This is a genomic window from Arthrobacter sp. IK3 (assembly GCF_051337705.1).
Taxonomy (GTDB): Bacteria; Actinomycetota; Actinomycetes; order Actinomycetales; family Micrococcaceae; genus Arthrobacter_B; species Arthrobacter_B koreensis.
Map to the genome: position 1 here is coordinate 14,250 of NZ_JBPPSW010000005.1, position 22,133 is coordinate 36,382.

The 22,133-nt window shown below is 65.9% G+C and carries 19 protein-coding genes and 1 pseudogene; 4 read left to right on the plus strand and 16 right to left on the minus strand.

The genetic code is table 11. The features are described 5' to 3' along the window. The first annotated feature begins 4 nt into the window (after positions 1–4). The 4 genes from ACSLGO_RS07945 to ACSLGO_RS07960 all read left to right on the plus strand — a co-directional run bounded on the left by ACSLGO_RS07945 (position 5) and on the right by ACSLGO_RS07960 (position 3,230). Entirely contained in the window at positions 5–862 is an 858-nt protein-coding gene (locus tag ACSLGO_RS07945; RefSeq protein WP_436400858.1) for a putative RNA methyltransferase, read from the plus strand. Positions 863–1,055: 193 nt separating this feature from the next. Beyond that, positions 1,056–1,577 (plus strand): NfeD family protein, encoded by a 522-nt coding sequence (locus tag ACSLGO_RS07950; RefSeq protein WP_325786836.1) that lies wholly within the window; start codon positions 1,056–1,058, stop codon positions 1,575–1,577. Between the two features lie 107 nt (positions 1,578–1,684). Further along, positions 1,685–2,674 (plus strand): SPFH domain-containing protein, encoded by a 990-nt coding sequence (locus ACSLGO_RS07955; protein ID WP_387006102.1) that lies wholly within the window; start codon positions 1,685–1,687, stop codon positions 2,672–2,674. A gap of 208 nt (positions 2,675–2,882) precedes the next feature. Beyond that, entirely contained in the window at positions 2,883–3,230 is a 348-nt protein-coding gene (locus ACSLGO_RS07960) for an RNA polymerase-binding protein RbpA (protein WP_091604785.1), read from the plus strand. Positions 3,231–3,332: 102 nt separating this feature from the next. On the opposite strand, the gene ACSLGO_RS07965 is transcribed toward ACSLGO_RS07960, so the two are convergent. The 16 genes and pseudogenes from ACSLGO_RS07965 to ACSLGO_RS08040 all read right to left on the minus strand — a co-directional run bounded on the left by ACSLGO_RS07965 (position 3,333) and on the right by ACSLGO_RS08040 (position 22,105). Next, positions 3,333–4,061, minus strand: coding sequence for a polyprenol monophosphomannose synthase (locus ACSLGO_RS07965; protein WP_152274476.1), 729 nt, complete (start codon positions 4,059–4,061; stop codon positions 3,333–3,335). A 467-nt stretch (positions 4,062–4,528) separates the two neighbouring features. Next, positions 4,529–6,169 (minus strand): amidohydrolase, encoded by a 1,641-nt coding sequence (locus ACSLGO_RS07970; RefSeq protein WP_325786835.1) that lies wholly within the window; start codon positions 6,167–6,169, stop codon positions 4,529–4,531. Between the two features lie 64 nt (positions 6,170–6,233). After that, positions 6,234–9,083 (minus strand): DEAD/DEAH box helicase, encoded by a 2,850-nt coding sequence (locus ACSLGO_RS07975; protein ID WP_436400861.1) that lies wholly within the window; start codon positions 9,081–9,083, stop codon positions 6,234–6,236. A 105-nt stretch (positions 9,084–9,188) separates the two neighbouring features. After that, a complete protein-coding gene (gene tatC / locus ACSLGO_RS07980; RefSeq protein WP_176697582.1) occupies positions 9,189–9,974 on the minus strand; it encodes a twin-arginine translocase subunit TatC in 786 nt (261 codons plus the stop codon). Positions 9,975–10,021: 47 nt separating this feature from the next. Further along, positions 10,022–10,315, minus strand: coding sequence for a Sec-independent protein translocase subunit TatA (gene tatA / locus ACSLGO_RS07985; protein WP_091604797.1), 294 nt, complete (start codon positions 10,313–10,315; stop codon positions 10,022–10,024). Between the two features lie 32 nt (positions 10,316–10,347). After that, entirely contained in the window at positions 10,348–10,680 is a 333-nt protein-coding gene (locus ACSLGO_RS07990; RefSeq protein ID WP_091604800.1) for a hypothetical protein, read from the minus strand. Positions 10,681–10,754: 74 nt separating this feature from the next. Then, the gene (locus ACSLGO_RS07995) at positions 10,755–12,755 is read right to left on the minus strand and encodes a helix-turn-helix transcriptional regulator (protein ID WP_091604803.1); all 2,001 of its coding nucleotides are present in this window, start codon (positions 12,753–12,755) and stop codon (positions 10,755–10,757) included. Between the two features lie 102 nt (positions 12,756–12,857). Next, positions 12,858–13,253 (minus strand): FKBP-type peptidyl-prolyl cis-trans isomerase, encoded by a 396-nt coding sequence (locus ACSLGO_RS08000; protein ID WP_091604806.1) that lies wholly within the window; start codon positions 13,251–13,253, stop codon positions 12,858–12,860. Positions 13,254–13,302: 49 nt separating this feature from the next. Beyond that, positions 13,303–14,184: an FKBP-type peptidyl-prolyl cis-trans isomerase gene (locus tag ACSLGO_RS08005; RefSeq protein ID WP_436400864.1), complete on the minus strand. Its 882-nt coding sequence runs from the start codon at positions 14,182–14,184 to the stop codon at positions 13,303–13,305. Positions 14,185–14,336: 152 nt separating this feature from the next. Continuing rightward, positions 14,337–15,698 carry a Pup--protein ligase gene (gene pafA, locus ACSLGO_RS08010; RefSeq protein WP_091604812.1) on the minus strand — a complete coding sequence of 454 codons (1,362 nt, stop codon included), beginning with the start codon at positions 15,696–15,698 and terminating at the stop codon, positions 14,337–14,339. After that, entirely contained in the window at positions 15,698–16,477 is a 780-nt protein-coding gene (gene prcA, locus ACSLGO_RS08015) for a proteasome subunit alpha (RefSeq protein WP_277664378.1), read from the minus strand. Before prcA ends, pafA begins: the two co-directional genes overlap by 1 nt. 3 nt (positions 16,478–16,480) lie before the next feature. Further along, positions 16,481–17,302 carry a proteasome subunit beta gene (gene prcB, locus ACSLGO_RS08020; protein WP_377955492.1) on the minus strand — a complete coding sequence of 274 codons (822 nt, stop codon included), beginning with the start codon at positions 17,300–17,302 and terminating at the stop codon, positions 16,481–16,483. A 6-nt stretch (positions 17,303–17,308) separates the two neighbouring features. Continuing rightward, positions 17,309–17,515 (minus strand): ubiquitin-like protein Pup, encoded by a 207-nt coding sequence (locus ACSLGO_RS08025; RefSeq protein WP_152274471.1) that lies wholly within the window; start codon positions 17,513–17,515, stop codon positions 17,309–17,311. A 50-nt stretch (positions 17,516–17,565) separates the two neighbouring features. Continuing rightward, on the minus strand, positions 17,566–19,158 hold the full coding sequence (dop, locus tag ACSLGO_RS08030) for a depupylase/deamidase Dop (protein WP_277664379.1): 1,593 nt from the start codon (positions 19,156–19,158) through the stop codon (positions 17,566–17,568). A gap of 14 nt (positions 19,159–19,172) precedes the next feature. Then, positions 19,173–20,849: pseudogene (arc, locus tag ACSLGO_RS08035) on the minus strand (proteasome ATPase); the annotation flags it as partial. A 194-nt stretch (positions 20,850–21,043) separates the two neighbouring features. After that, positions 21,044–22,105: a tRNA (adenine-N1)-methyltransferase gene (locus tag ACSLGO_RS08040; protein WP_091604826.1), complete on the minus strand. Its 1,062-nt coding sequence runs from the start codon at positions 22,103–22,105 to the stop codon at positions 21,044–21,046. Between the last annotated feature and the right edge of the window lie 28 nt (positions 22,106–22,133).

Below are 22,133 nucleotides of genomic sequence, written 5' to 3' on the forward strand. Positions count from 1 at the left end.
GGATATGCCCACCGGAAAACGCCGCCTGCTGACCTGCCCAAACTGCGGCGGTGACCTTCGCCCTGATGCTGCACGGACCCGGCTTAGCTGTCCCTCGGGACACCGGTACGACGCCGCCAAGCAGGGATACTTCAACCTGCTCACCGGGGCGGGCACCAAGTTCCATGCAGATACCGCGGCGATGGTCCAGGCGCGGAGTGCGTTCCTCGAGGCCGGACATTACGAGCCGCTGGCACGTAGGCTGGCCGACCTGGCGGCTGGAGCATCAGCCGCAGACGCTGGAACCGGACCTGTCCTCCTCGACGCCGGGGCCGGCACCGGCTACTACCTCCGGGAAGCGGAACAGGCAGCGGGAGCATCCGTATCCGTTGCGCTGGACATTTCGAAGTTCGCCCTTCGCCGGGCCGCACGGGTGCTGCCGGCGGGCTTCGCCCTGGTATGGGATGTATGGCGCCCGCTGCCGCTGGCGGACGGGGCAGCCGATGTCCTGCTCAACGTCTTCGCGCCCCGGAACTCCGCCGAATTTCTCCGGGTGCTCGCCCCGGGCGGCGTGCTTCTGGTAGTCACTCCCCTGCCGGGCCACCTGCAGGAGATACGGGGCCTGGCCGGCATGCTGGAGATCGGCAGCGAAAAGGAAGCGCGGGTGGCGCAGTCACTGGGACCCGAATTCGAGGCCGGTCCGGCGGAGCATCTTGAGTACACCATGGCACTGGGCCGGACCGACGTCGAAAACGTGGTCCTGATGGGTCCTTCCGCGCACCACGTGGACCCGGATGCCCTCGCCGGTACCCTTGACCGGACCGAATTCCCGCTGCCGGTAACCGCGGCATTTGCGTTGCAGCAGTTCCGGGCTGCGGACTGAACAGGCGCTGATCCCCGGGCCGCAGGTTCGCCCGCGGCCCCGAATCGTGCCACACCCGTAACCGGGTGCGCCTAGGTAAACCCGCGTTTATCAGGCAGAATAAGCCACAAAGCCCGTAACTAACCCACTCCGCCCGGCGCTGGACGGCTCTGCAGCACCCGGCACCGGGGTGGTCGGAGCTGGAGGGAAGATCATGCAGGAACTGTACAACTGGCTTGTCGACTACGGCTGGGTTCTCTGGCTCGTCCTCTTCCTGGGTTTCGCGGCGATCGAGACCCTCACCCTGGACCTCTTCTTTGCCATGCTCTCGGTGGGTGCCCTGGCTGCCATGCTGGCCGCGATTCTCTCCGCGCCCCTTTTCCTGCAGGTCGTCGTCTTCTGCGTCGTTGCACTGCTGATGATTGTCCTGGTCAGGCCCGCTGCCCTGAAACACCTCAAGACCGGGAGCAAGGAGCAGCGCTCGAACATAGAGCGGCTCATCGGGGACACCGCCGTGACGCTGGAGCCCGTGGGGTCCCGCACCGGGACGGTAAAGCTCGCGGGAGATACCTGGACCGCGCGCAGCGGAGACGGCTCCCTGCTGCCTGCGGGCGAGCAGGTGGAGGTGACCCGGATCGAAGGCGCCACCGCGGTCGTGGAGCCGCTGCGCGCCGCTGATACCCGGTCCATCGACGGGCACCCCGAAGACGACGGCGGTGTGAACGGCCGCCGCTAACTACCACCACGGGAACCCCGCCAACCGCCGGGGTCCCAGCGCTCCTTGGCACGGGGCAACAACCAGGCCGGACACCAATGCTGTCCGGCCGCAATGCAAGGGGGAATATGGAAACCACCGTCCTGTTAGTCATCCTGGCTGTCCTGGTCATTTTTGTCCTGGTCGTCCTGGTCAAGTCCATCCGGATCATTCCGCAGGCCCGGGCCGGCGTCGTTGAACGCCTTGGCAAGTACCTGCGCACGCTGAATCCGGGCCTGAATATCCTCATCCCGTTCGTGGACCGGCTGCTTCCGCTGCTGGACCTCCGCGAGCAGGTTGTTTCCTTCCCGCCGCAGCAGGTGATCACCGAGGACAGCCTCGTGGTCTCCATCGACACCGTGGTCTACTTCCAAGTCACTGACGCCCGTGCCGCGACCTACGAGATTGCCAACTACATCCATGCCGTGGAACAGCTGACCACGACGACCCTCCGCAACGTCGTCGGCGGGCTGAACCTCGAAGAAGCGCTGACCTCCCGCGACCGGATCAACGGCCAGCTGCGCGGCGTGCTCGACGAAGCCACCGGACGCTGGGGCATCCGGGTTTCCCGGGTTGAGCTCAAGGCCATTGAGCCGCCCCTGTCCATCCAGGACTCGATGGAAAAGCAGATGCGGGCCGAGCGTGAGCGCCGGGCAACGATCCTCACTGCCGAAGGTACGAAGCAGTCACAGATCCTCACCGCTGAGGGCCGTCGTCAGGCAGCCATCCTTGCCGCCGAGGGTGATGCCAAGGCTGCGATCCTCCGCGCCGACGGTGAAGCCCAAGCGATTCAGAAGGTCTTTGACGCGATCCACAAGGGCAACCCGGACCAGAAGCTCCTGGCGTACCAGTACCTTCAAACACTGCCCAAACTCGCCGAAGGTGATTCAAACAAGCTGTGGATCATCCCCAGCGAACTCGGTGAAGCGCTCCGCGGTGTCGGTTCGGCCCTGGGAGACTACCTGCCGGATGTCCGGCCTACGGCTGGCTCCGGGACCGGAAGGCCTGCCGACGCCGGAACCGCGTCTACCGATACCACCGCAACCCTCCGTGCAGGCACCGGCGACGGCGCTTCCTAGGCTGCCAGTCGCCGCAGTGCCCGTCTCCGGCTATAATTGACTGTTTGCCGGGGTTCTGGGTCTGACGGGAACAGGATTCGCGGTTCTGGCGTTGAACCGGATGAGAAAAGCCGGTGTGCAGCCGGCAGCAGCTTGAGCGGCTGTCCCTACGGGCAGCGGGCATTACTGATGGGCCCCTGGGCCTTTCGAAACTGATGAGGGAGAAAAGATGAGCGATCGTAGCCTGCGGGGTATGCGACTGGGTGCGCAGAGCATGGAGACGGAATCCGGCGTCGAGCCGGCTCCCCGCCAGCGTGTCGAGTACCGCTGCGAGGACGGCGAACGCGTGTTCGTAACCTTCGCCGCCGAGGCAGAGGTTCCCCCGGTATGGGTTTCCAAGACCGGTAAGGAAGCGCTGCTGGTTGACGGCGAGAAGCCGGACACCAGCAACGATAAGCCGGTGCGTACGCACTGGGACATGCTGCTCGAACGCCGCAGCATCGAAGAACTCGAAGTGATTCTCCAGGACCGGCTGGACAAGCTCCGCGAACGCCGCGGAGAACGCGCCGCGTCCTAGGCAGGTGCCGCACGGCATCCCCAACGGCGAAGGCCGGCAGCTCAACGCTGCCGGCCTTCGCCGTTTCTCCGCGGCATCCTCCTCCAGGCCGCCGAGATGGGCCTAGCCCCGCTTCGTCAGTTTGTTCCAGCGAGCTGCCATACCCCACTTGGTGACGTTGGCAATCGCCTCGAAAACGATGTTGCCGCTCATCTTGGAGGCACCGAACTCGCGCTCAACGAAGGTGATGGGCACTTCGGTGATCTTCAGGCCAAGCCGGGCCACCCGGAAAGTCATATCAACCTGGAAGCCGTAGCCCACTGATTCAACGGCGGACAGGTCCAGCTTCTCCAGGGTGGTCCGCTTGAAGGCACGGTATCCTGCGGTGATGTCCCGGACCGGGATGCCGAGCATCAGACGGCTGTAGGTGCTGCCTGCACGGGAGAGCAGCTTGCGGCGCAGCGGCCAGTTCACTACCGATCCGCCGGGAACCCAGCGCGAGCCGATCACGAGGTCAGCACCTGCCGCGGAGGCCTCCAGCAGCAGCGGGAGCTGCTCCGGTTTGTGGGAACCGTCAGCGTCCATTTCCACCAGGACGTCGTAGCCGTGTTCAAGGCCCCAGCGGAACCCTGCAATGTATGCCGCTCCCAGGCCTTCCTTGCCCTTGCGGTGCAGCACGTGCACCGCCGGATCGAGTGCCGCCTGTTCGTCGGCGTAGGCGCCGGTGCCGTCCGGGCTGTTGTCGTCGGCAATGAGCACATCCGAGTCCGGTACGGCCGCGCGGAGCCGCTGAAGCGTTTTGGGCAGCGATTCTATCTCGTTGTAGGTGGGGATGATGGTGAGGACGCGCACTCAAAGGCCTTTCAACGAACACGAGCCGCGCTGATCGCGGCTCGGAAGGGGTCTGCGGACGGAGGCAGAACCACCAGTATATGGGACGGTGCCCGACGCCGGCCTGGCGAGCCGTGCGCCTGGTCCGGGCACAGGCGCACAAAGGGACAGGCACCTCCGTCTTCGGGCCAGTTCCGGAGGTTCCGGACCTGTTTTCTACTGACGGTTGAACCTGTCCCCAAGTGCGCAGCGAAAGTTGCTGCAGATGGCCCTGCACCGCTTCCGGGTGGAGGACCATCACCCCCACACAAACGTGCCCGGGCCGGGGCAGCTGGGTTCCGGCGTGGTGCCGGTCCGTGCCGCGGTCTGTCTAGACTACGTCCTGAGCGGGAGGTGTCAACATGTTTCCTGACTAGGCGCTAATGTGTATCGCCGCAGGTCAGAAGCCACTTCATAGGTAAGTAGACGTACTAATTTTTTTCGGGGGCCTAGCTAAAATCGGCTGCCCGGTACAGCTCGGTCCCCAGGTGGACGGTCTGCAGGCAGCGCGGCAGCTGCTCGGTGTCCAGTGCGGGCAGCAGCGGAGTGCCGGCACGCGGGTCGGTGCTCCAGGAAGCTACCGATGCATCCGGTGTCTGCACCATCAGCTCATCGGCTTCCCACACGGCGAAGGAGGCCGGCGTACCCGGAGCGAGCTGCCCGAGCATGGGATTGCCGGTTCCTGCGGCACGCCAGCCGGCACGCGTATGCGCAATGAACGCTGCACGGGCGGAGATGCGCTGTGCGGGATTGTTGTGCATGACTGCAGCGCGGACGGCGCGCCACGGATCGAGGGCCGTTACCGGGGCATCGGAGCCGAAGACGACGGGGACGCCGGCGGAGAACAATGACGCGAACCGGTTCATTTCCGTGCTGCGCTCCCCCAGCCGCTGGGCGTACATGCCGCCCTCATTGCCCCAGAGCGCGTCAAAGGCAGGCTGCATGCTCGCAGTGGTTCCGAACCGGACCAGGTCCGCAATGGCTGAGTCGTCACTGAGCTCAAGGTGTTCCAGCCGGTGGTGTGCGGCACGGATGGCCGGCTCGCCAACGGAAGCTGCCGCCAGGTCCAGTGCCTGGATGACGGTATCCAGTCCGGCGTCGCCGATGACATGGAAACCCGCCTGCAGGCCCGCCCGCGTTGCGAGTTCCACGTGCCTGGCTGCCTGCTCCGCGCTGAGGTACAGGCTGCCCGCCGTCTCCGGAGCGTCAGCGTAGGGTGCGCGCAGCGAAGCCGTCCGCGCACCGATGGAACCGTCAATGTTCAGGTCCCCGGCCAACCCCAGCAGGCGGCCGTCGAAGGAGGAAACAATCTCCGCGAGTTCGGACTCGCTCTGCGCGAGCTGGCCCCAGTACGGCAGCACCTGCGGTGACGGTGCCTCGCCGAGGCTGCCTTCCAGTCCCAAGAGCTGCCGGAGGTCCTCTGCCGGAGCAATATGCGGGGCAGCCATCTCTGCCACGGCAACAATTCCCTGCGAAGCGGCGAGGTCCAGGGCCGCGCGCTGGTAGCGGGCCCGCTCGGTCAGGGAGAGGCTGCGGGAGACGGTACGCGCAGTTTCGTGCGCATCCCGGATTACAAAGCCGTCCTCCCAGCCGTCCAGTGCCGAGAGCCCAAGTTCGGCGGCAAGGGTGCCCGACACCACCGCACAGTGCACATCTGCGCGTGCCAGGTAAACGCTGCGGTTCCCCGATGCCCGGTCCAGTTCAGCGGCGGTAGGCACGCGGCGGTCGGGCCAGCCGGACTCGTCCCAGCCGTGCCCGATAATCAGGCCGGCCGTTCGCCCAGCCTCGGCCGCCACGGCGTCCAGCATCTCGGCCAGGCTTCGCACACCGGAGAGGTCCACTGACGAGGCCGCCAGTCCGGTCTCCGTCAGGTGGACGTGGGAATCCACGAAACCGGGGGCTACCAGCGCACCCTGCAGGTCCACCACCTGCATCTTGTCATCCTGGATGGAAGTGGCTGCCTGCTCTGAACCGACCCAGGCAACTGTGCCGCCGTCCACCAGCATGGCCGTGGCGAAGGGATCTGCTGAGCTGTAGACCGAACCGTTGCGGTAAAGGGTCAGGGCATTGGCCGGGGCCGTGCTGTTCAAGGACTCACCTGTTCTGTGGTTTGTTTCGAGGTTCTCGTGGAAGGGAACGCAGACGGACGAGAAGTTATTCACTCACTGCGGAGTAGGCGACGACTCCGCGCTTGATCAGGTCGATTGCTTCACGGCAGCGCCGGCGCAGGTCGGTGGAAATATCCGGAACCTTGGCCAGCTGGTCGATCAGGTCGATGACCTGCTTGGACCACCTGACGAAGTCGCCGGCAGCCAGCTCGGTGCCGTTCAGCGCCACCTGCAGGTGCTTGCCCCGGACCCACTTGTACATTGGCCACACCAGGCCCAGTTCCGGTTCGCCCGTGACGGGGAGCTTCTCCGCTTCCTCCAGGTCCGTCAGCTCGGACCACTGCCGGATGAGGATGTCCACGGCTCCGTCCAGGACGGCGCTGGGCATCTTCGGGCGCAGGCCCCGTTCTTCCCGCTTGGGCTGGTACACCAGTGCGGTGGCGAGGCAGGCCAGCTCGACGGCGTCGACGTCGTCGAAGGCCCCGTTCTCCAGGCCGAGGGCGGCCAGCAGGTCCTTCTCGCCGTAAATCCGACGAAGCTTGCTGCCGGCGGAGGTAACCTTCAGGGCGTCCTCTCCGTCCGACGCAACGTAGCCGTAGTGTTCCAGGACTGAGCTGACGCGGTCGAAGGTCTTCGCGATCGTGTTGGTACGGCCGCGGATTTGCGCCGCGAGGTTGTCTGTTTCGCGGCGCAGCTTCCACCAGCGTTCGGCCCAGCGGGCATGGTCCTCACGGTCGCTGCAGCCGTGGCAGGGGTGGGCGCGCATCTTGCGGCGCAGCTCGGCTATGGCCTTTTCCTGCCGGTCGGTGCCACCGGCGTGCAGGGATGCGCCGCGGGTGCCTGCTGGACGCGGCGGACGGTGCTCCCGCAGCGCGTTGCGCAGGGACGCGGCCAGGTCCCGGCGGTCCTTGGGGGTCCGGGCGTTGAAGGACTTCGGGATGCGGATTTGGGACACCACATTCACGGCGCCGTCCAGGTCCTGGACGTGCAGGCGGCGCAGCTGCTTGTCCTCGGTCAGGATGGCCGGGCGTGGATCGCGGGCACCGGAGTCTGTGGAGAGCACCACCGCGTGGCCCGGGTTCCGCCCGCCGGGGATGTCCACGACGTCGCCGGGACGAAGAGTTTCCAGGGACGCGGCGGCAGCGCTGCGCTGGCTTCGTGCCCTGGACCGCGACGCATTGTGCTCCAGGTCCGAAAGCTGGCGCCGCAGCGCGGCGTACTCGGTGAAGTCTCCCAGATGGCAGGTCATTGCCTTCTCGTAGCCGGCCAGGGATTCCTCGCGTGAGCGGACCTGGCGGGCCAGGCCCACCACCGAACGGTCGGCCTGGAACTGGGCAAAGGACGATTCAAGGATCTCCCGCGCACGGTCCCGGCCGAACTGGGCGATCAGGTTGATGCTCATGTTGTAGGTGGGGCGGAAGGATGAGTTCAGGGGATACGTCCGGCGGGACGCGAGCCCGGCTACGGCCGCGGGATCGGTGCCCGGCTGCCAGAGCACCACGGCGTGGCCTTCGACGTCGATTCCGCGCCGGCCCGCGCGCCCCGTGAGCTGGGTGTACTCCCCTGCCGTCACATCGACGTGGGCTTCCCCGTTGAATTTGTCCAGCTTCTCCAGGACCACTGAGCGTGCGGGCATGTTGACGCCCAGGGCCAGGGTTTCAGTCGCGAAGACCGCCCGTACCAGGCCGGCAGCGAAGAGCTTCTCCACTACTTCCTTGAAAGTCGGCAGCATCCCGGCGTGGTGGGCGGCAAAGCCGCGGATCAGCCCTTCACGCCAGGTCCAGAAGCCCAGGACTTCCAGGTCATCCTCGGGGATGTCCCGGGCGGCCTCATCCACGGTCCTGGCGATGACCTGGCGCTCCGCCTCACTCGTGAGGGTCAGGCCGGAATCCACGCACTGGCGGACAGCGCCGTCGCAGCCGTTCCGGGAAAAAATGAAGGTGATGGCCGGAAGCAGTCCCCGCTTGTCCAGCTGGCTGATCACCTGCGGGCGGGACGCCCGCGGGGTGCGGGTCACAGCGTTGGAGCCGGACGGCCCGCGGCGGGCATTCGCGGGCTTGCGGCCGCCCGGACCGGACCGCGGCCCGGACCACCGGCCGCGCTGGTTCAGCCGCGACTCACTGCGGGCCAGCTCCTGCAGTTCGGGGTTGACCTTGACCTTGCCTCCGGAGCCGGACGGTCCGGCATCGGCACCGGCCGTCTCGTCAAAGGACACGTCAGTGGCGAACAGGTCCAGGATGTCCCGGCCAACCATCACGTGCTGCCAGAGCGGCACCGGACGGTGTTCGGTCACGACGACGTCGGTATCACCACGCACTGTGTCCAGCCAGGCGCCGAACTCCTCGGCGTTGGACACGGTGGCGCTCAGCGAGACGAGCTGGACGTCAGAACCCAGGTGGATGATGACCTCTTCCCAGACGGCGCCGCGGAAACGGTCGGCGAGGTAGTGCACCTCGTCCATCACCACGTAGCCGAGGTCATCCAGGGTGTCCGAGTTCGCGTAGAGCATGTTGCGAAGCACCTCGGTGGTCATCACGACGACGGGCGCGTCCGGATTGATACTCGTGTCTCCGGTGAGCAGGCCTACGTTCTCAGCGCCGTAGGACGCGGAGAGTTCCGTGTACTTCTGGTTGCTCAGGGCCTTGATCGGCGTGGTGTAGAACGCCTTTAGCCCGCGTTCGAGGGCCATGTAAACGGCGAACTCCCCCACCACGGTCTTTCCGGCACCGGTCGGGGCGGCAACCAGGACGCCGCGGCCTGCCTCCACCGAGCGGCACGCCTCGAGCTGGAAGGGATCAAGCTCGAATCCCAGGGACTGCTCGAAGACTCCCAGGCGGGTACGTGCGTGGCCGGTGCGTTCCTTGGCGGCGAGATACCGTTCAGACGGGGAAGTCATATCTCCAGCCTAGACGCTCCGGCGAGCGTCTTCGTCCTGCCGGCTGCGGGTACCGGCCCCGAGCGAAGCACGGAGCCGTCCCCCCCCCCCGGGGGGCCGGGGCGGCTACGCGTCCGGGAGGACCGATGCCTTGTCCGCCTCGGCCTCGACGGCGGCTTCGCGCGCTGCACTGCGCCGTGCCCGCCGTTTGTCATTGATGAAGCACAGGCCCACCGCTACGGCGAAGAGCACCAGCAGCGGGGCCGCAAGGTAGAACATGCTCAGCGCGTCTCCGCCCGGCGCTGCCATGGCAGCGAAGAGGCAGATGATGAAGACCGTGATCCGCCAGTACTTCACGATGGTCCTGCCGCTGAGCAGGCCCAGGAGGTTCAGCCCGACCATGACCACCGGGATCAGGAAGGCAATGCCGAATGCCAGCAGCAGCCTCAGGACGAAGGCCAGGTACACGGAGGCGGTGATGACGTTCGCTGCACCTTCCGGCGTGAAGTCAGTGAGGACGCCGACGGCGTTGGGCAGGATCAGCCACGCCAGGTACACGCCAGCCAGGAACAGCGGAACTGCGGCGGAAAGGAAACCCAGGGCGGCGCGCCGTTCCTTGGTCTTCAGGCCAGGCGTGATGAAGGCCCAGAGCTGGTAGAGCCAGAAGGGGCTCGAAACCAGCACGCCAATGAACACGGAGACCTGGATCATCTGGTCGAACGATGTAGCCACACCGTCGAAGTTGATGGTCGCCAGCCGGCCCTGTTCTTCGGAGAGTTCCCGCACCGGGCGCGTCAGTTCGTTGAAGACGGGCATGTAGAGGAAGAACCCGCCTACGGTGCCCAGGACCACCGCGATGGCAGCCTTGAACAGCCGGTTGCGGAACTCCTTCAGATGCTCCTTGAGGGCCATCCGCCCTTCAGGGTTGGATTTGCGCCCCCGTTTCAGCGCCACAGCCGCTACGGGTTGGCGGGCGGGTTACCGCTGCCGGTATGGGGCCCGGAAGGCGGCGTGTGTCCCGCGGCCGGTCCCTGCTGGCCCGTCGCCTGGCCGGGGTTGTTGACCACGCGGCCTTCGACCGGGTCGCCGTCAGCGGCGGAAGAGGTGTTCTCGTCCTTCATCTGGCGTACTTCTGACTTGAAGATACGCAGTGACTGCCCCACGCTCCGCGCAAGTCCCGGCAGCTTCGGAGCACCAAAGAGCAGGATCGCAATAACAATGATGATGACAATGTGCCAGCCTTCTAGGCGCATGCCGGTGTCCTTTCGTTTACGTGCATTTTATGTCAGAGCCCGGGAATGTCGCGCCAGGCCCGCGGTTGTCCGCGCAGGATCCGGCGCTGTACACGGCGTTCGCGCCGTGCCTCTTTCCTGGCCAGTTTGCCCTCGTCGTACCGGCGGCGCTCAGCCGCCGGATCTTCGAAGACCGCCGGCCGGAACTCCAGGGAAGTATCGGGCTGAACAGGTCCCGGGGCGAACGACAGCCGGGCTCCGGCTGACTGGACTTCGCGCAGCACTGCCATGAACTTGCGGAAGAGCCGGTAGCCGATCAGGACATAGAGCAGCAGGGCAACCGCTGTAAGGGCAACCCATATCAGAATCCACGACCACCAAGGCATGGTTCCAGCATAGTGGAGGGTTCTGGGAAAGCAGTGTCAATGGCGGCGTGCCGAAACGGGGCTTCACCGGCTGTTCACGCGTAGTTCGCTGCCGCTGCGGACAACCAGGCGGCGGTTTCGTCCCGCAGTGCGGCAGGTTCCAGGACCGCCGCTGATCCGCGCAGACGTGCAATGAAACCCGGAATCCAGCCGGTGCTGGCCGTCCGCAGCACCACGGCCTGGCCGCCGTCGGGCAGCTGGGCGCGCTTCTCGGCGTGGTAGGCGTCGGCGACCCAGGAAGCGTCCGGGAGAAGGCGGATTGTGACAAACTCGTCGGACTCCCCCGGGGTGAAAAGACTGGACGGGAACTGTGCATCCGGTTGCGGAAGCCCGGTTGCGGCTTTCCCGCTGTCCGTCGCTGACAGGATTCTGTCCACCCGGAAGAACCGTCCTGCCTGGGCCCGGTGGCACCACGCGTCCAGGTACCACGTGTTGTTGTCGGAGAAGATGCGTCGCGGATCGACAACCCTTTCGGAGACTTCGTCCCGGCTCGGCACGACGTAGCGGATAGTCAGGCTCCTGGCACCGGTGACGGCTTGCTGGAGCTCAGTGAGCAGATCCGGCGGCGTGCCGGCCGGCAGGAGTTCTGCCGCGAGAGAGGTGCCGGCGGCAGCCGCAGTCCCGGCAGCCTCGGTGAGCTTGGCATGGGCCGAGGCGACAGCGTCCGTGGGGGCGGCGCCGGGCAGCGCAGCCAGGGTATCCAGGCCTACTACCAGGGCTGCGGCTTCGTCCATGGAGAGGCGTACCGGCTGGGAGAGGTTCTCCGCGTTATCGATGTAGATGTCCCCGGTCTCGAAGTTCACGTCCATCAGGCCGTTCGGGTAGTACCGTGGTCCGCTCACGAAGAGCAGGTTCAGGTCCGAGGCCAGCTGCTCCTGGCTGATACCGAACCGGTCGGCGGTTTCCGCCATTCCGGCTCCCTGGTTGGCCAGGATGTAGGGAACCAGGTCCAGGAGCCGGCTGAGGCGCTCCTGCGCCCCGGCGGTCTTGGCGGCCGTTCCGCGCGCCGCTGCTGCCGGGACGTATTCCGGAACCGGTTCCGCCTGGAACTTTTGGGCCCGGTCCAGTGCCGCGGAAACGGCGTCCCTGAGTTCGGGCGGATGGACTGCGCGTGCAGCAGTACCCAGGGCAGCGGCGTCGGCCGCCAGGGACTCCAAATCCGTGACTGCGAACCAGAGGCGGTCCCATCCGGCTGCCGGTTCCGCCAGGCCCGCGGCTGGATCGGCGTCGCCGCCGGCGCGGAGACGGAGTTCGGCGCCTGCGCCGGACTGGACATCCACTGCAGCCGAACGGGGGGCAAAAACGTGGTCCAGGGATGCCAGCGACGCATGGATGTCGAAGTCCGGCGGAACACTGTAGTTTCCCCTCCCGGCCTGAACTGCGGTGGTCATGCGGGAGAGCCGGAACCACCGTTCTGCGTTCCTGCCGGTGTCCCAGCCAACCAGGTACCAGTGGCCGTAGCGGGAGCCCATGCCCCAGGGCTGGACGCTTCGCGTCGATTCCTCGCCGGCGGATGCCCGGTAGCCGAAGGAGATCGGGGTCCGGTCCGTAACGGCACGGAAGACCTTGGCGAAGTTTGGGTCCGATGTCCGGATCGCCGGATGAACCGGGCTGGATGCGGCGTCTTCGGCCAGGACACCGCGGGCGCGGAGCTTGCGCAGCGCCCGTGCCGCGGCTGATCCAAGAGCCGCCTGCTCCCACATCTGGGCCGCCAGGGCCAGCACGGCCGATTCGGCGGGTGTGAAGGAAACTTCGGGCAGCCGGTACTCCTCGCTGCGGATGCGGTAGCGCTGCAGCGAGTTGTCCTGTTCGTAGAGCGGGTCTTCGCCGTAGGACTCCACCGGAATGCCCTGCTCGCGCAGGAAGGCCTTGTCCCGGTCGAAGAGCTTCTCACGGGCTTCGGGCGATGCTGCCTCGGAGTAGAGCTCGATTTCCTCGAACAGTTCGGCCTTGGTGAACCCGCGCCGGGAAGAGAGCAGGGCTATGACCAGGTTCAGCAGGCGTTCGGTGCGTTGTTCGGCTGGTTTCGGAGACACACGGCTAATCTACAGCCGTTGGCGCCCGAAGCGCGCAAAGGGCGGCCCGCCGGTGACATGCTGACCGGCGGGCCGCCCTGTAGCGAGCGGGATTTTCCCCTGCTAGCGGACCCCGAGCAGGTCCACGACGAAGATGAGGGACTCGCCCGGCGCGATTGCCGAGCCGGCTCCCCTGTCGCCGTACGCCATGTGGGAAGGGATCTCGAGCCGGCGGCGTCCGCCGACCTTCATGCCCAGCAGGCCCTGGTCCCAGCCCTGGATGACCTGGCCGATGCCGACCGTGAAGTCCAGCGGGGCGCCGCGGTTCCAGGACGCATCAAACTCTTCACCGGTGGAAAAGGCCACGCCCACATAGTGGGTTGAGACGGTATCTCCGGGCTTTGCCTCGGCTCCGTCACCGACAATGAGGTCTTCGATGACGAGTTCCGTCGGGGCATCGTGCTCCGGGAAATCGATCTCCGGCTTCTGGCGGTCGTACTCGCGCTTTCCGAATGACATGGGACTCCTTCGTTTTGGGACTGCCAGCAATCTTATCCGGATTATCCGGCTACTTGGCCTCGAGGATGTCGACGACGAAGACCAGGGTTTCGTTCTGGAGTTCGTTGCCCTCGGAGGAACCGTAGGCGGTGGCCGGCGGAGCCACGATCAGCACCTGGGATCCGACCGTCTTGCCGGCAAGGCCGTCGGTCCAGGCGGAGATGACCTGGTTCAGTCCGAAGGAGGTGGGGGCGCCGCGTTCCCAGCTGGAGTCGAAGACGGAACCGTCGGACCACTTCACGCCGTGGTACTGGACGGTCACGGTGTCGTCGGCTTCCACGACCTTGCCGTCGCCCTTCTTCAGTTCCTGGGCGATGAGCTCGGTGGGTGCGTCGGTGTCAGGGACGGTGATGGTCGGCTTGCCGTCGTCATCCAGTGTCACGGTGGGCTGGCCCTCGACCGGGTCGACGTCGGTGCCCCAGGCACGGGTGGGAAGGTCCCGGGCGTCGGTCAGCGTGAAGACGATGAACTGCGTGGCAGTGCCGGCCTCCTCGTTGCCGGGAACGTAGTAGGCGAAGTCGGATCCGACCGGGGCGCCAACGAGGGCGCTGTACATCTGCTCGTTGCCCTGCTTGAGGGTCTCATCAACGGCAATGTCTTCAGCGGTTTCCGCGGTGTAGGTTTCCTGGCCCGCTTCACCGCTTTCGGGGTCCATGACCACGAGCCGCACGGAAGCGGTCTGGCCGTCAACCAGTTCAGCGCCGTCGCCGTCGTTCACCCGCACCAGGGTCGGTTCCTCCGCAGTGAGGGGCGTGTCAAACTCCACCGTGGGGACGGAGCCCTCACCGTTGGAGGTGACCTTGACGGAGGAGAGCGGATCGCTGCTGCCGTCTCCGGAGCATGCGGTGAGCAGCAGGAGCGCGGGCAGGAGCAGGGCTAGTACTTTTCGCACAGTACTTCTTTCAGTGGCGGACAAATGTCTTGTGCCGGCAGCATGCGGGAACGGATGTGCCCGCACCCTCTCCGGGCAGCAAGACCAACCCTAACGCCTCCACCTGAAAGGAGCCTAGATTCGCTCCGGGGCTGCCCGGGCGGCCAGCCGGCTCACAGAGTGGACAGCAGTGCCTCCACCCTTTCATCCACCGCGGCGAACGGGTCCTTGCACAGGACGGTCTGCTGGGCCCGGTCATTGAGCTTCAGGTGGACCCAGTCCACGGTGAAGTCGCGGTTGGCGGCCTTGGCCCGGCGTACGAAGTCCCCGCGCAGCTTGGCACGCGTACTCTGCGGCGGCACGTCCACGGCCTCCTTGACCGCGCTGTCCTCCACCACCCTGGCCGTTTCACCGCGCGACTGCAGCAGGTAGAACAGACCGCGGCGGCGCGAAATGTCGTGGTACGTGAGGTCTATCTGGGCCAGGCGGGGCGAACCCATGTCCAGTCCTCCCCGTTCCGCGTACCGGTCCACCAGCTTCTTCTTGATGGCCCAGTCAATTTCAGTGTCGATGCCCGAAGTGTCCCCGGACTCCACAGCGTCCAGTGTCCGCTCCCACAGGTCCAGCACCCTCGGCACATGCCGGTTGTGCGGGCCGTTGTCCCGGACGAAGTCCTGCACCCGTTCCAGGTAGATGCGCTGGAGTTCGAGGGCCGTCATGGTGGAACCGTTTGCCAGCTTGAGCGGTGCCGAACCGGTGAGGTCGTGGGAAATCTCGCGGATACTGCGGATCGGGTTCTCGAGGCGCAGGTCCCGCATGATGACCCCGGCTTCGATCATGCGCAGCATGAGGTCTACGGAGCCGATCTTGAGCATGGAGGTGGTCTCGGACATGTTCGAATCCCCGGCGATCACGTGCAGGCGCCGGTAGTGCTCGGCGTCGGCATGCGGTTCGTCCCGGGTGTTGATGATGGGCCGCGACCGCGTCGTGGCTGATGACACGCCTTCCCAGATGTGGTCTGCCCGCTGGGAGAACGCGTAGAGGGAACCTGACTGGGTCCGCAGCACCTTGCCGGCGCCGACCAGCAGCTGGCGCGTGACCAGGAACGGGATCAGGATGTCCGCCAGCCGGGAGAATTCGAGGCGCCGCGGAATGAGGTAGTTCTCATGGCTGCCGTAGGAGTTCCCCGCCGAGTCGGTGTTGTTCTTGAAGAGATACACGCTGCCGTTGAACCCCTCGGCGGCAAGGCGTTCCTCCGCCTCTTCCACCAGGTCGTTCAGGATCAGCTCTCCGGCGCGGTCATGGGCGATGAGCTGCGCCAGGTCATCGCACTCGGCAGTCGCGTACTCCGGATGGGACCCCACATCCAGGTAAAGCCTGGAGCCGTTGGTGAGGAAGACGTTTGAGGAACGCCCCCAGCTCACCACCTTCCGGAACAGGTAGCGGGCAACCTCTTCCGGTGAGAGCGGCCGAGAATCCGGACCGGAGTAGGCAATGCCGAATTCGGTTTCGACGCCGAAGATCCTGCGTTCCATCAGTCTCCTTCCGCGCTGGACAGCAAACGGTCCAGCTCAACGGTCCCTATCCTGCGGAACGCCCTGACGGTTCCCCGGGTCGACAGCGGATCACGGTCCAGGACCGCGACTTCCAGCAGTCCGGCACCGAGGACTTCCGTTCCCTGCGCCGGGTCCTGTGCCGTCTGGACGGCCTCTGCCGCCTGCCCGGATGTGCCCTCCGGCGGCTGGCGAGTCGCGGAAAGCGCCCGTACGGCCACCCTGATGGCTTCATGGAAGGTGGTGTCCGGAGACCAGGTGCGCGCGAGTGAGTCGTTGACCACCTCGGCCTGCCCGCCCATCACCACGTAGTTGCTTTCATCCGCTATCGAACCGTCATAGGTGAGACGGTACAGATGGTCCGCGTAGGGCTCTTTGCCTACTTCAGCCACGGCCAGCTCAACCTCGAACGGCTTGCCGTCCGCGGTGAAGACGGAGCCCAGGCTCTGGGCGTAGACACTGGCCAGCCCCCGGGCCGTAACGTCCTCCCGCGCGTAGGAGTAGCCGCGGACATCCGCGTACCGCACCCCCGCCTGGCGAAGGCTTTCGAACTCGTTGTACTTCCCGACGGCGGCGAAACCGATCCGGTCGTAGATCTCGCCGAGCTTGTGCAGCGACGGCGAGGGGTTCTCCGCCACGAAGGCGATCCCGTCGCGGCAGGTCAAAACCACCACTGACCGGCCCCGGGCGATTCCCTTGCGGGCAAAATCGGCCCGGTCCTTCATGAGCTGCTCGGGCGAGACGTAGAACTGCTGTGTCATCTCCTACGCCTCCCGTCCGGCGGCTGAGCGGCGGGAGACCAGGTCCTCGGCGAGCTGGTGCAGTTCGCGTTCGGGGATCTCCCGCATGCCGGCGGAGTTGACCACGTAGACCACGGGCCACAGCTGGCGGACAAGGTCCGGCCCGCCCGTGGCGGAATCGTCGTCCGCCGCGTCATAAAGGGATTCGACGGCGATCCGCACCGCTTCGTCCTGGTCCAGCCCGGGGCGCCAGAGTTTCTTGAGGGCCCCCCGCGCGAAGACCGAGCCGGATCCCACGCTGTGGTGTTCGTACTCCTCGTACCGTCCGCCGGTCACGTCGTAGGAGAACATGCGTCCGGTGTGCCGTTCGAGGTCGAAGCCGGCAAAGAGCGGGATGACCGCCAGGCCCTGGAGTGCCAGCGGAAGGTTTTGGCGGACCATTGCCGCGAGCCGGTTGGACTTGCCGTCCAGGCTCATCGGTGTGCCCTCGATCTTTTCGTAATGCTCCAGTTCAACCTGGAAGAGCCGGATCATGTCCAGCGCCAGTCCTGCGGTTCCGGCGATGCCCAGCACTGAATAGCTGTCCGCCGGAAAAACCTTGCGGATGTGCCGGCTGGCGATCATGTTTCCCATGGTTGCCCGCCGGTCCCCTGCCATGAGGACGCCGCCGGCGTACGTCAGGGAAACAATGGTGGTGGCCTGGGGTGCAGCTGCGGATGCCGATCCTGCGGGAGCTGTTCCGAGCCTGCGCGCCGAAGGCAGCAGCTCCGGGTGGTGGCGGCTGAGGTGTTCGCTGAAGGATGAGCCCGCCTCCGCGGCCACCGTGTGTGCAGGATCCGTTGGCACCATCCCCTACTGACCGCCCTTCTGGATGAACCCGCGGACGAACTCTTCGGCGTTGTTCTCCAGCACGCCGTCAATCTCGTCCAGCAGGTCGTCGACACCTTCGGTCTGTGCCGAAGACTGCTCAGCCGGTTCGGCGGCGGGAGGAGCGGTCTCTTCGGTTTCCTCCACGTCCTGGGGACGTGCTCCGGTATTCCTGCGGTCCTGGGTTGCCATGATGCCTGCCCTTTCCGGCTCACGCCGTGCTGCGGAATGTGTCCTAGGTCCTATGGTGCCACGGTAGGTTCCGGACCGGTCAGCAGACGGGCCACAAAATCCTCCGCATCAGCGGAAACGTCAAACAGTTCACCCGTGAGTTCCCTCGTCCCCCGAAGCGGCTCCCGCGTGGGGATACGCTGCAGCCGGCGCCGGGACGGGAGCTCGAAGATGATCGAGTCCCAGCTGGCACCAATCACCTCGGCCGGGAACCGGGTGATGCACCGGCCGCGGAAATAGGCCCGGGTATCTTCCGGAGGCTCCGCCACGGCGGCCGCTATCTGCTCGTCCGTGAGGATCCGTTCCATCTGCCCGCGCGCGGCCAGGCGGTAATAGAGACCCTTCTCCGGGCGCATGTCCGAATACTGCAGGTCGATCAGGTTCAGCCGGGCATCGTTCCAGGCCAGCCCGTCGCGGTCCCGGTACGCCTGCAGCAGCCGGAGCTTCGCAACCCAGTCAACCTGGGCGGATGCAGCCATGGGGTCCCGTTTGAGGGTTCCCACCACAGATGTCCACCGGCTGAGGATGTCCTCCGTGGCGGCGTCGGCCCCGCCCTCCCTGCGCGCATGGGTGGCGGCGGCCTCGAGGTACATTTCCTGGAGGTCCAGGCCGGTGACGCTTCGGCCGTCCTTCAACTCCACCAGCGCGGTAAGCGTCGGGTCGTGGCTGATGGCCTGCAGCGCGCCCACGGGGTCGCGGAGTTCGATCTGCGGAGCGGCTGCGTCCTCAATCAGGGACAGCACCGCGGACGTTGTTCCCATTTTCAGCAGTGCCGAAACTTCGCTGAGGTTGGCGTCGCCAATGATGACATGCAGGCGCCGGTACTTCTCCGCCACTGCATGCGGTTCGTCCCGGGTGTTGATGATCGGCCGCCGGATGGTGGTTTCGAGGCCCACTTCGGTTTCAAAGAAGTCTGCCCGCTGGCTCAGCTGGTAGCCCTGGCGCTGGTTGCTGGTCCCGATTCCCACGCGGCCGGAGCCGCAGATCACCTGCCGGGAAACGAAGAACGGCAGCAGGCCAGCCACCAGGCGGGTAAACGGCACGCTGCGCGGCACCAGGTAGTTCTCATGTGCGCCGTAGGAGACGCCCTTGTTGTCGGTGTTGTTCTTGTACAGGTGCACCGGCGCGAAGCCCGGGGTCCTGGCGATATGCCGCATGGCCGTCAGCACAACCGCGTCCCCCGCCTTGTCCCAAAGCACCGCGTCATGGGGATTGGTGGTCTCGGGCGAGGAGTATTCCGGGTGGGCGTGGTCCACGTACAGCCGTGCACCGTTTCCCAGCACCATGTTCATCAGCACCGAGTTGTCTTCCTGCTCCCCGTACAGGGCTGACGGTCCCCCGCCTTCCATCGCGATCTGCTCGGCGTCCAGCACGGGCGGTGCGTCCGTGAGCTGGGTGGGGTCCGCTGCCGTCCGGGGCACCGTGTATCCTCGGGCGTCATTCAGCGGCGCTTCGTCCGTGTAGTCCCAGCGCGTGCCGGACAGGTTGCCCAATCCGGCACGGACGCTGGCGGCGTAGGCATTCACTACCTGGCTCGAAAGCACGGTGGCGTTGGCGTTCGGCAGGGCCGGAGCCAGTACGCCGTACTCGGTCTCCGTGCCCATCACCCTCCGGACCGTCACAGATACTGTCCCGGATTGGCTGCGGTCTCGATGGTCCGGCCCGGTTCCTGCCCCGCCTTGCCCTGGATGATCGTGCGGATGTAGGTGATGCGTTCGCCCTTCTTGCCGGAGATGCGTGCCCAGTCGTCCGGGTTGGTGGTGTTGGGCATGTCTTCGTGTTCGCGGAACTCGTCGACGACGGCGCGCATCAGGTGCTCGATGCGCAGGCCCCGCTGGTGCAGCATCAGGAAGTCCTTGATGGCGTACTTCTTGGCCCGGTCAACGACGTTCTGGATCACTGCCCCGGAATTGAAGTCCTTGAAGTAGAGCATTTCGGTGTCGCCGTTGGCGTAGGTGACTTCCAGGTACTCGTTGGACTTGTCCTCGGCGTACATCTTCTCCACGGTCCGCCGGATCATCTCCTTGACCGTAGCCACGGGGTCATACCCGTGCTCGGCGAGGTCATCGCGGTGCAGCGGGAGGTCCGGCGTGAGGTATTTGGCGAAGATTTCACCCGCGCCCTCGGCATCGGGGCGCATGATCTTGATCTTTACGTCCAGCCGACCGGGCCGGAGGATGGCCGGGTCGATCATGTCTTCCCGGTTGGAGGCGCCAATGACGATGACGTTCTCGAGTTTCTCAACCCCGTCGATCTCGCTCAGCAGCTGGGGAACAATCGTGGTTTCGACGTCGGAGGACACACCGGTGCCTCGGGTACGGAACAGCGAGTCCATTTCGTCGAAGAAGACGACGACGGGGCTTCCGTCCGATGCCTTCTCGCGGGCGCGGGAGAAGATCAGCCGGATGTGCCGCTCGGTCTCCCCCACATACTTGTCCAGCAGCTCCGGACCCTTGATGTTCAGGAAGTAGCTGCGTGTGCCGGGCGTGCCGGTCTGTTCCATGACGCGGGCTGCCAGGGAGTGCGCCACCGCCTTGGCAATCAGGGTCTTGCCGCACCCGGGAGGACCGTACAGCAGGATGCCCTTGGGGGCTTTCAGCCCGTGTTCCCTATACAGGTCCGGGTGCATGAAGGGCAGTTCCACTGCGTCGCGGATCTGCTCGATCTGCGGGCCAAGGCCGCCGATGTCCGAATAGGAAATATCCGGTACTTCTTCCAGGACCAGGTTTTCAACTTCGCTGCGCGGGATCTTCTCCAGCGCGTAGCCGATCCGGGTATCAACGGTGAGGGCGTCCCCCACGCGTATCCTTTCCTGAACCAGGGGGCCGTTGAGCCGGACCACCCGTTCGTCGTCGGCCCGCCCCACAACCAGGGCGCGGTCGCCGTCGAGCAGTTCCTGGACGGTGAAAAGCTCTCCAGCCTTTTCAAACCCGAGCCCCGCCACAACGGTCAGTGACTCGTTGAGCAGCACTTCCTGGCCCGGGACCAGCAATCCCAGGTCCAGCAGGGGGCTCACGGCTACCCGCAGCTTGCGGCCGGACTGGATGATGTCCACGCTCTCCTGCACCGTGGCCGCGGTAGTCACTCCCGGCGCGGCCTCGGACCGCGGATTGACGGCAATCACCGTCCCAAAACTGAACGGCGTGGCCCCCTCTTTCTCCAGGGCATCCTTGAGGCGCACGATCTCCGCCCGGGCCGTCTCCAGCATGGCCACGAGGCGGGCGTTGTTGTGGGTCAGCGCTGCGAGCTGGCGGTCCAGGTTCCGCAGCTTGTCCCGAAGAACGTTGAGCTGCCGTGATTCCTGGCCGTCAGTGCCGTATCCGCCGTCCATTCCGCCGCCCACCGGGGCCCCGCTGGTGTTTTCCGCATCAACCATTTTCCGACCGCCTTTATCGCTGTGGTCCATTCGTTTGACGATAACGCAGTGACGCACGCAATACACCGGGGGCGGTCTCTTGAGTTGAGCCGCGGCCCGGATCAGGCGCCGGGTTAGCCCTGGGGGCCGTCGTCGGAGTGCTCTTCCTGGAAGCGTTCAGCCTTGGCCAGCGCGCCCCGCTGGACGGTGGAGCTGGCGTCCTTCGCTGCGCGGCGCAGCTTCTTGTCGGAGACCTCGCGCTCCCCCACTGCTGCAGGGGTCCAGGCGTTCAGGTCTTCCTGGCTGAAGTCGGTCTTGGAGGCGCGGCGCTTCGCCACCAGGCCGGTGGCTCCTTCGGCCAGGCGGCGGGCGGAGAGGAGGAATCCGGTGTGGGCCACCATGCGGTGGTCGGGGCGGACGGCCAGGCCTTCGAGGTGCCAGCCGCGGACCATCGACTCCCACCCTTCCGGTTCGGTGAACCGGCCGTCGGCCCGGATCGCCTCCGCGGTGCGGGAGAGCTGGGTGACAGTCGCGACATAGGAAATCCAGACCCCGCCCGGTGCCAGCACGGTAGCCACCGCGTCGGTGCATTCCCAGGGCGCCAGCATGTCCAGTACCACGCGGTCCACGCTGCCCGGTTCCTGGGTGCGGACCACCTCGTCCTGGAAGTCGCCAAGCGTAATGTTCCAGGCCGGGTGCGGTCCGCCGAAGAAGGTCTCAACGTTGCCGCGGGCAATGTCCGCGAATTCCTCGCGGCGTTCATAGGAGTGCAGGGATCCGTTGTCGCCCACCGCGCGGAGCAGGGAGATGCTGAGCGCGCCGGAGCCGACTCCGGCTTCCACGACGCGGGCACCGGGGTAAATGTCCGCCATCGTCACGATCTGGCCGGCATCCTTCGGATAGACGACGGCTGCACCGCGCGGCATGGACAGAACGAAGTCGGACAGCAGCGGGCGCAGCACCTGGTACTGGTGCCCGGTGGTGTTGGTGACGATGGTTCCCTCGGGGACACCGATAACCGCCTCATGCGGGAGGTAGCCGCGGTGGGTGTGGAATGCTCCGCCCTCGGTGAGGGTGATGGTGTTCCGGCGTCCTTTTTCGTCGGTGAGCTGGACGCGTTCACCGGGCCGCAGCGGTCCGCGGCGCATGTCGGCGCCGTGCGCGGCAGGGGTTTCGGGGGTACCCGGGTTGTTCATGAGTGGCTGTCCTTTAGTTTCTGACGGG

Coding starts and splice junctions, on each gene's coding strand:
- ACSLGO_RS07945 (WP_436400858.1), top strand. CDS start 5: ATGCCCACCGGAAAACGCCGCCTGCTGACCTGCCCAAACTGCGGCGGT.
- ACSLGO_RS07950 (WP_325786836.1), top strand. CDS start 1,056: ATGCAGGAACTGTACAACTGGCTTGTCGACTACGGCTGGGTTCTCTGG.
- ACSLGO_RS07955 (WP_387006102.1), top strand. CDS start 1,685: ATGGAAACCACCGTCCTGTTAGTCATCCTGGCTGTCCTGGTCATTTTT.
- ACSLGO_RS07960 (WP_091604785.1), top strand. CDS start 2,883: ATGAGCGATCGTAGCCTGCGGGGTATGCGACTGGGTGCGCAGAGCATG.
- ACSLGO_RS07975 (WP_436400861.1), bottom strand. CDS start 9,083: ATGACTTCCCCGTCTGAACGGTATCTCGCCGCCAAGGAACGCACCGGC.
- tatC (WP_176697582.1), bottom strand. CDS start 9,974: ATGGCCCTCAAGGAGCATCTGAAGGAGTTCCGCAACCGGCTGTTCAAG.
- tatA (WP_091604797.1), bottom strand. CDS start 10,315: ATGCGCCTAGAAGGCTGGCACATTGTCATCATCATTGTTATTGCGATC.
- ACSLGO_RS07990 (WP_091604800.1), bottom strand. CDS start 10,680: ATGCCTTGGTGGTCGTGGATTCTGATATGGGTTGCCCTTACAGCGGTT.
- ACSLGO_RS08000 (WP_091604806.1), bottom strand. CDS start 13,253: ATGTCATTCGGAAAGCGCGAGTACGACCGCCAGAAGCCGGAGATCGAT.
- pafA (WP_091604812.1), bottom strand. CDS start 15,698: ATGGAACGCAGGATCTTCGGCGTCGAAACCGAATTCGGCATTGCCTAC.
- prcA (WP_277664378.1), bottom strand. CDS start 16,477: ATGACACAGCAGTTCTACGTCTCGCCCGAGCAGCTCATGAAGGACCGG.
- ACSLGO_RS08025 (WP_152274471.1), bottom strand. CDS start 17,515: ATGGCAACCCAGGACCGCAGGAATACCGGAGCACGTCCCCAGGACGTG.
- dop (WP_277664379.1), bottom strand. CDS start 19,158: ATGGGCACGGAGACCGAGTACGGCGTACTGGCTCCGGCCCTGCCGAAC.
- ACSLGO_RS08040 (WP_091604826.1), bottom strand. CDS start 22,105: ATGAACAACCCGGGTACCCCCGAAACCCCTGCCGCGCACGGCGCCGAC.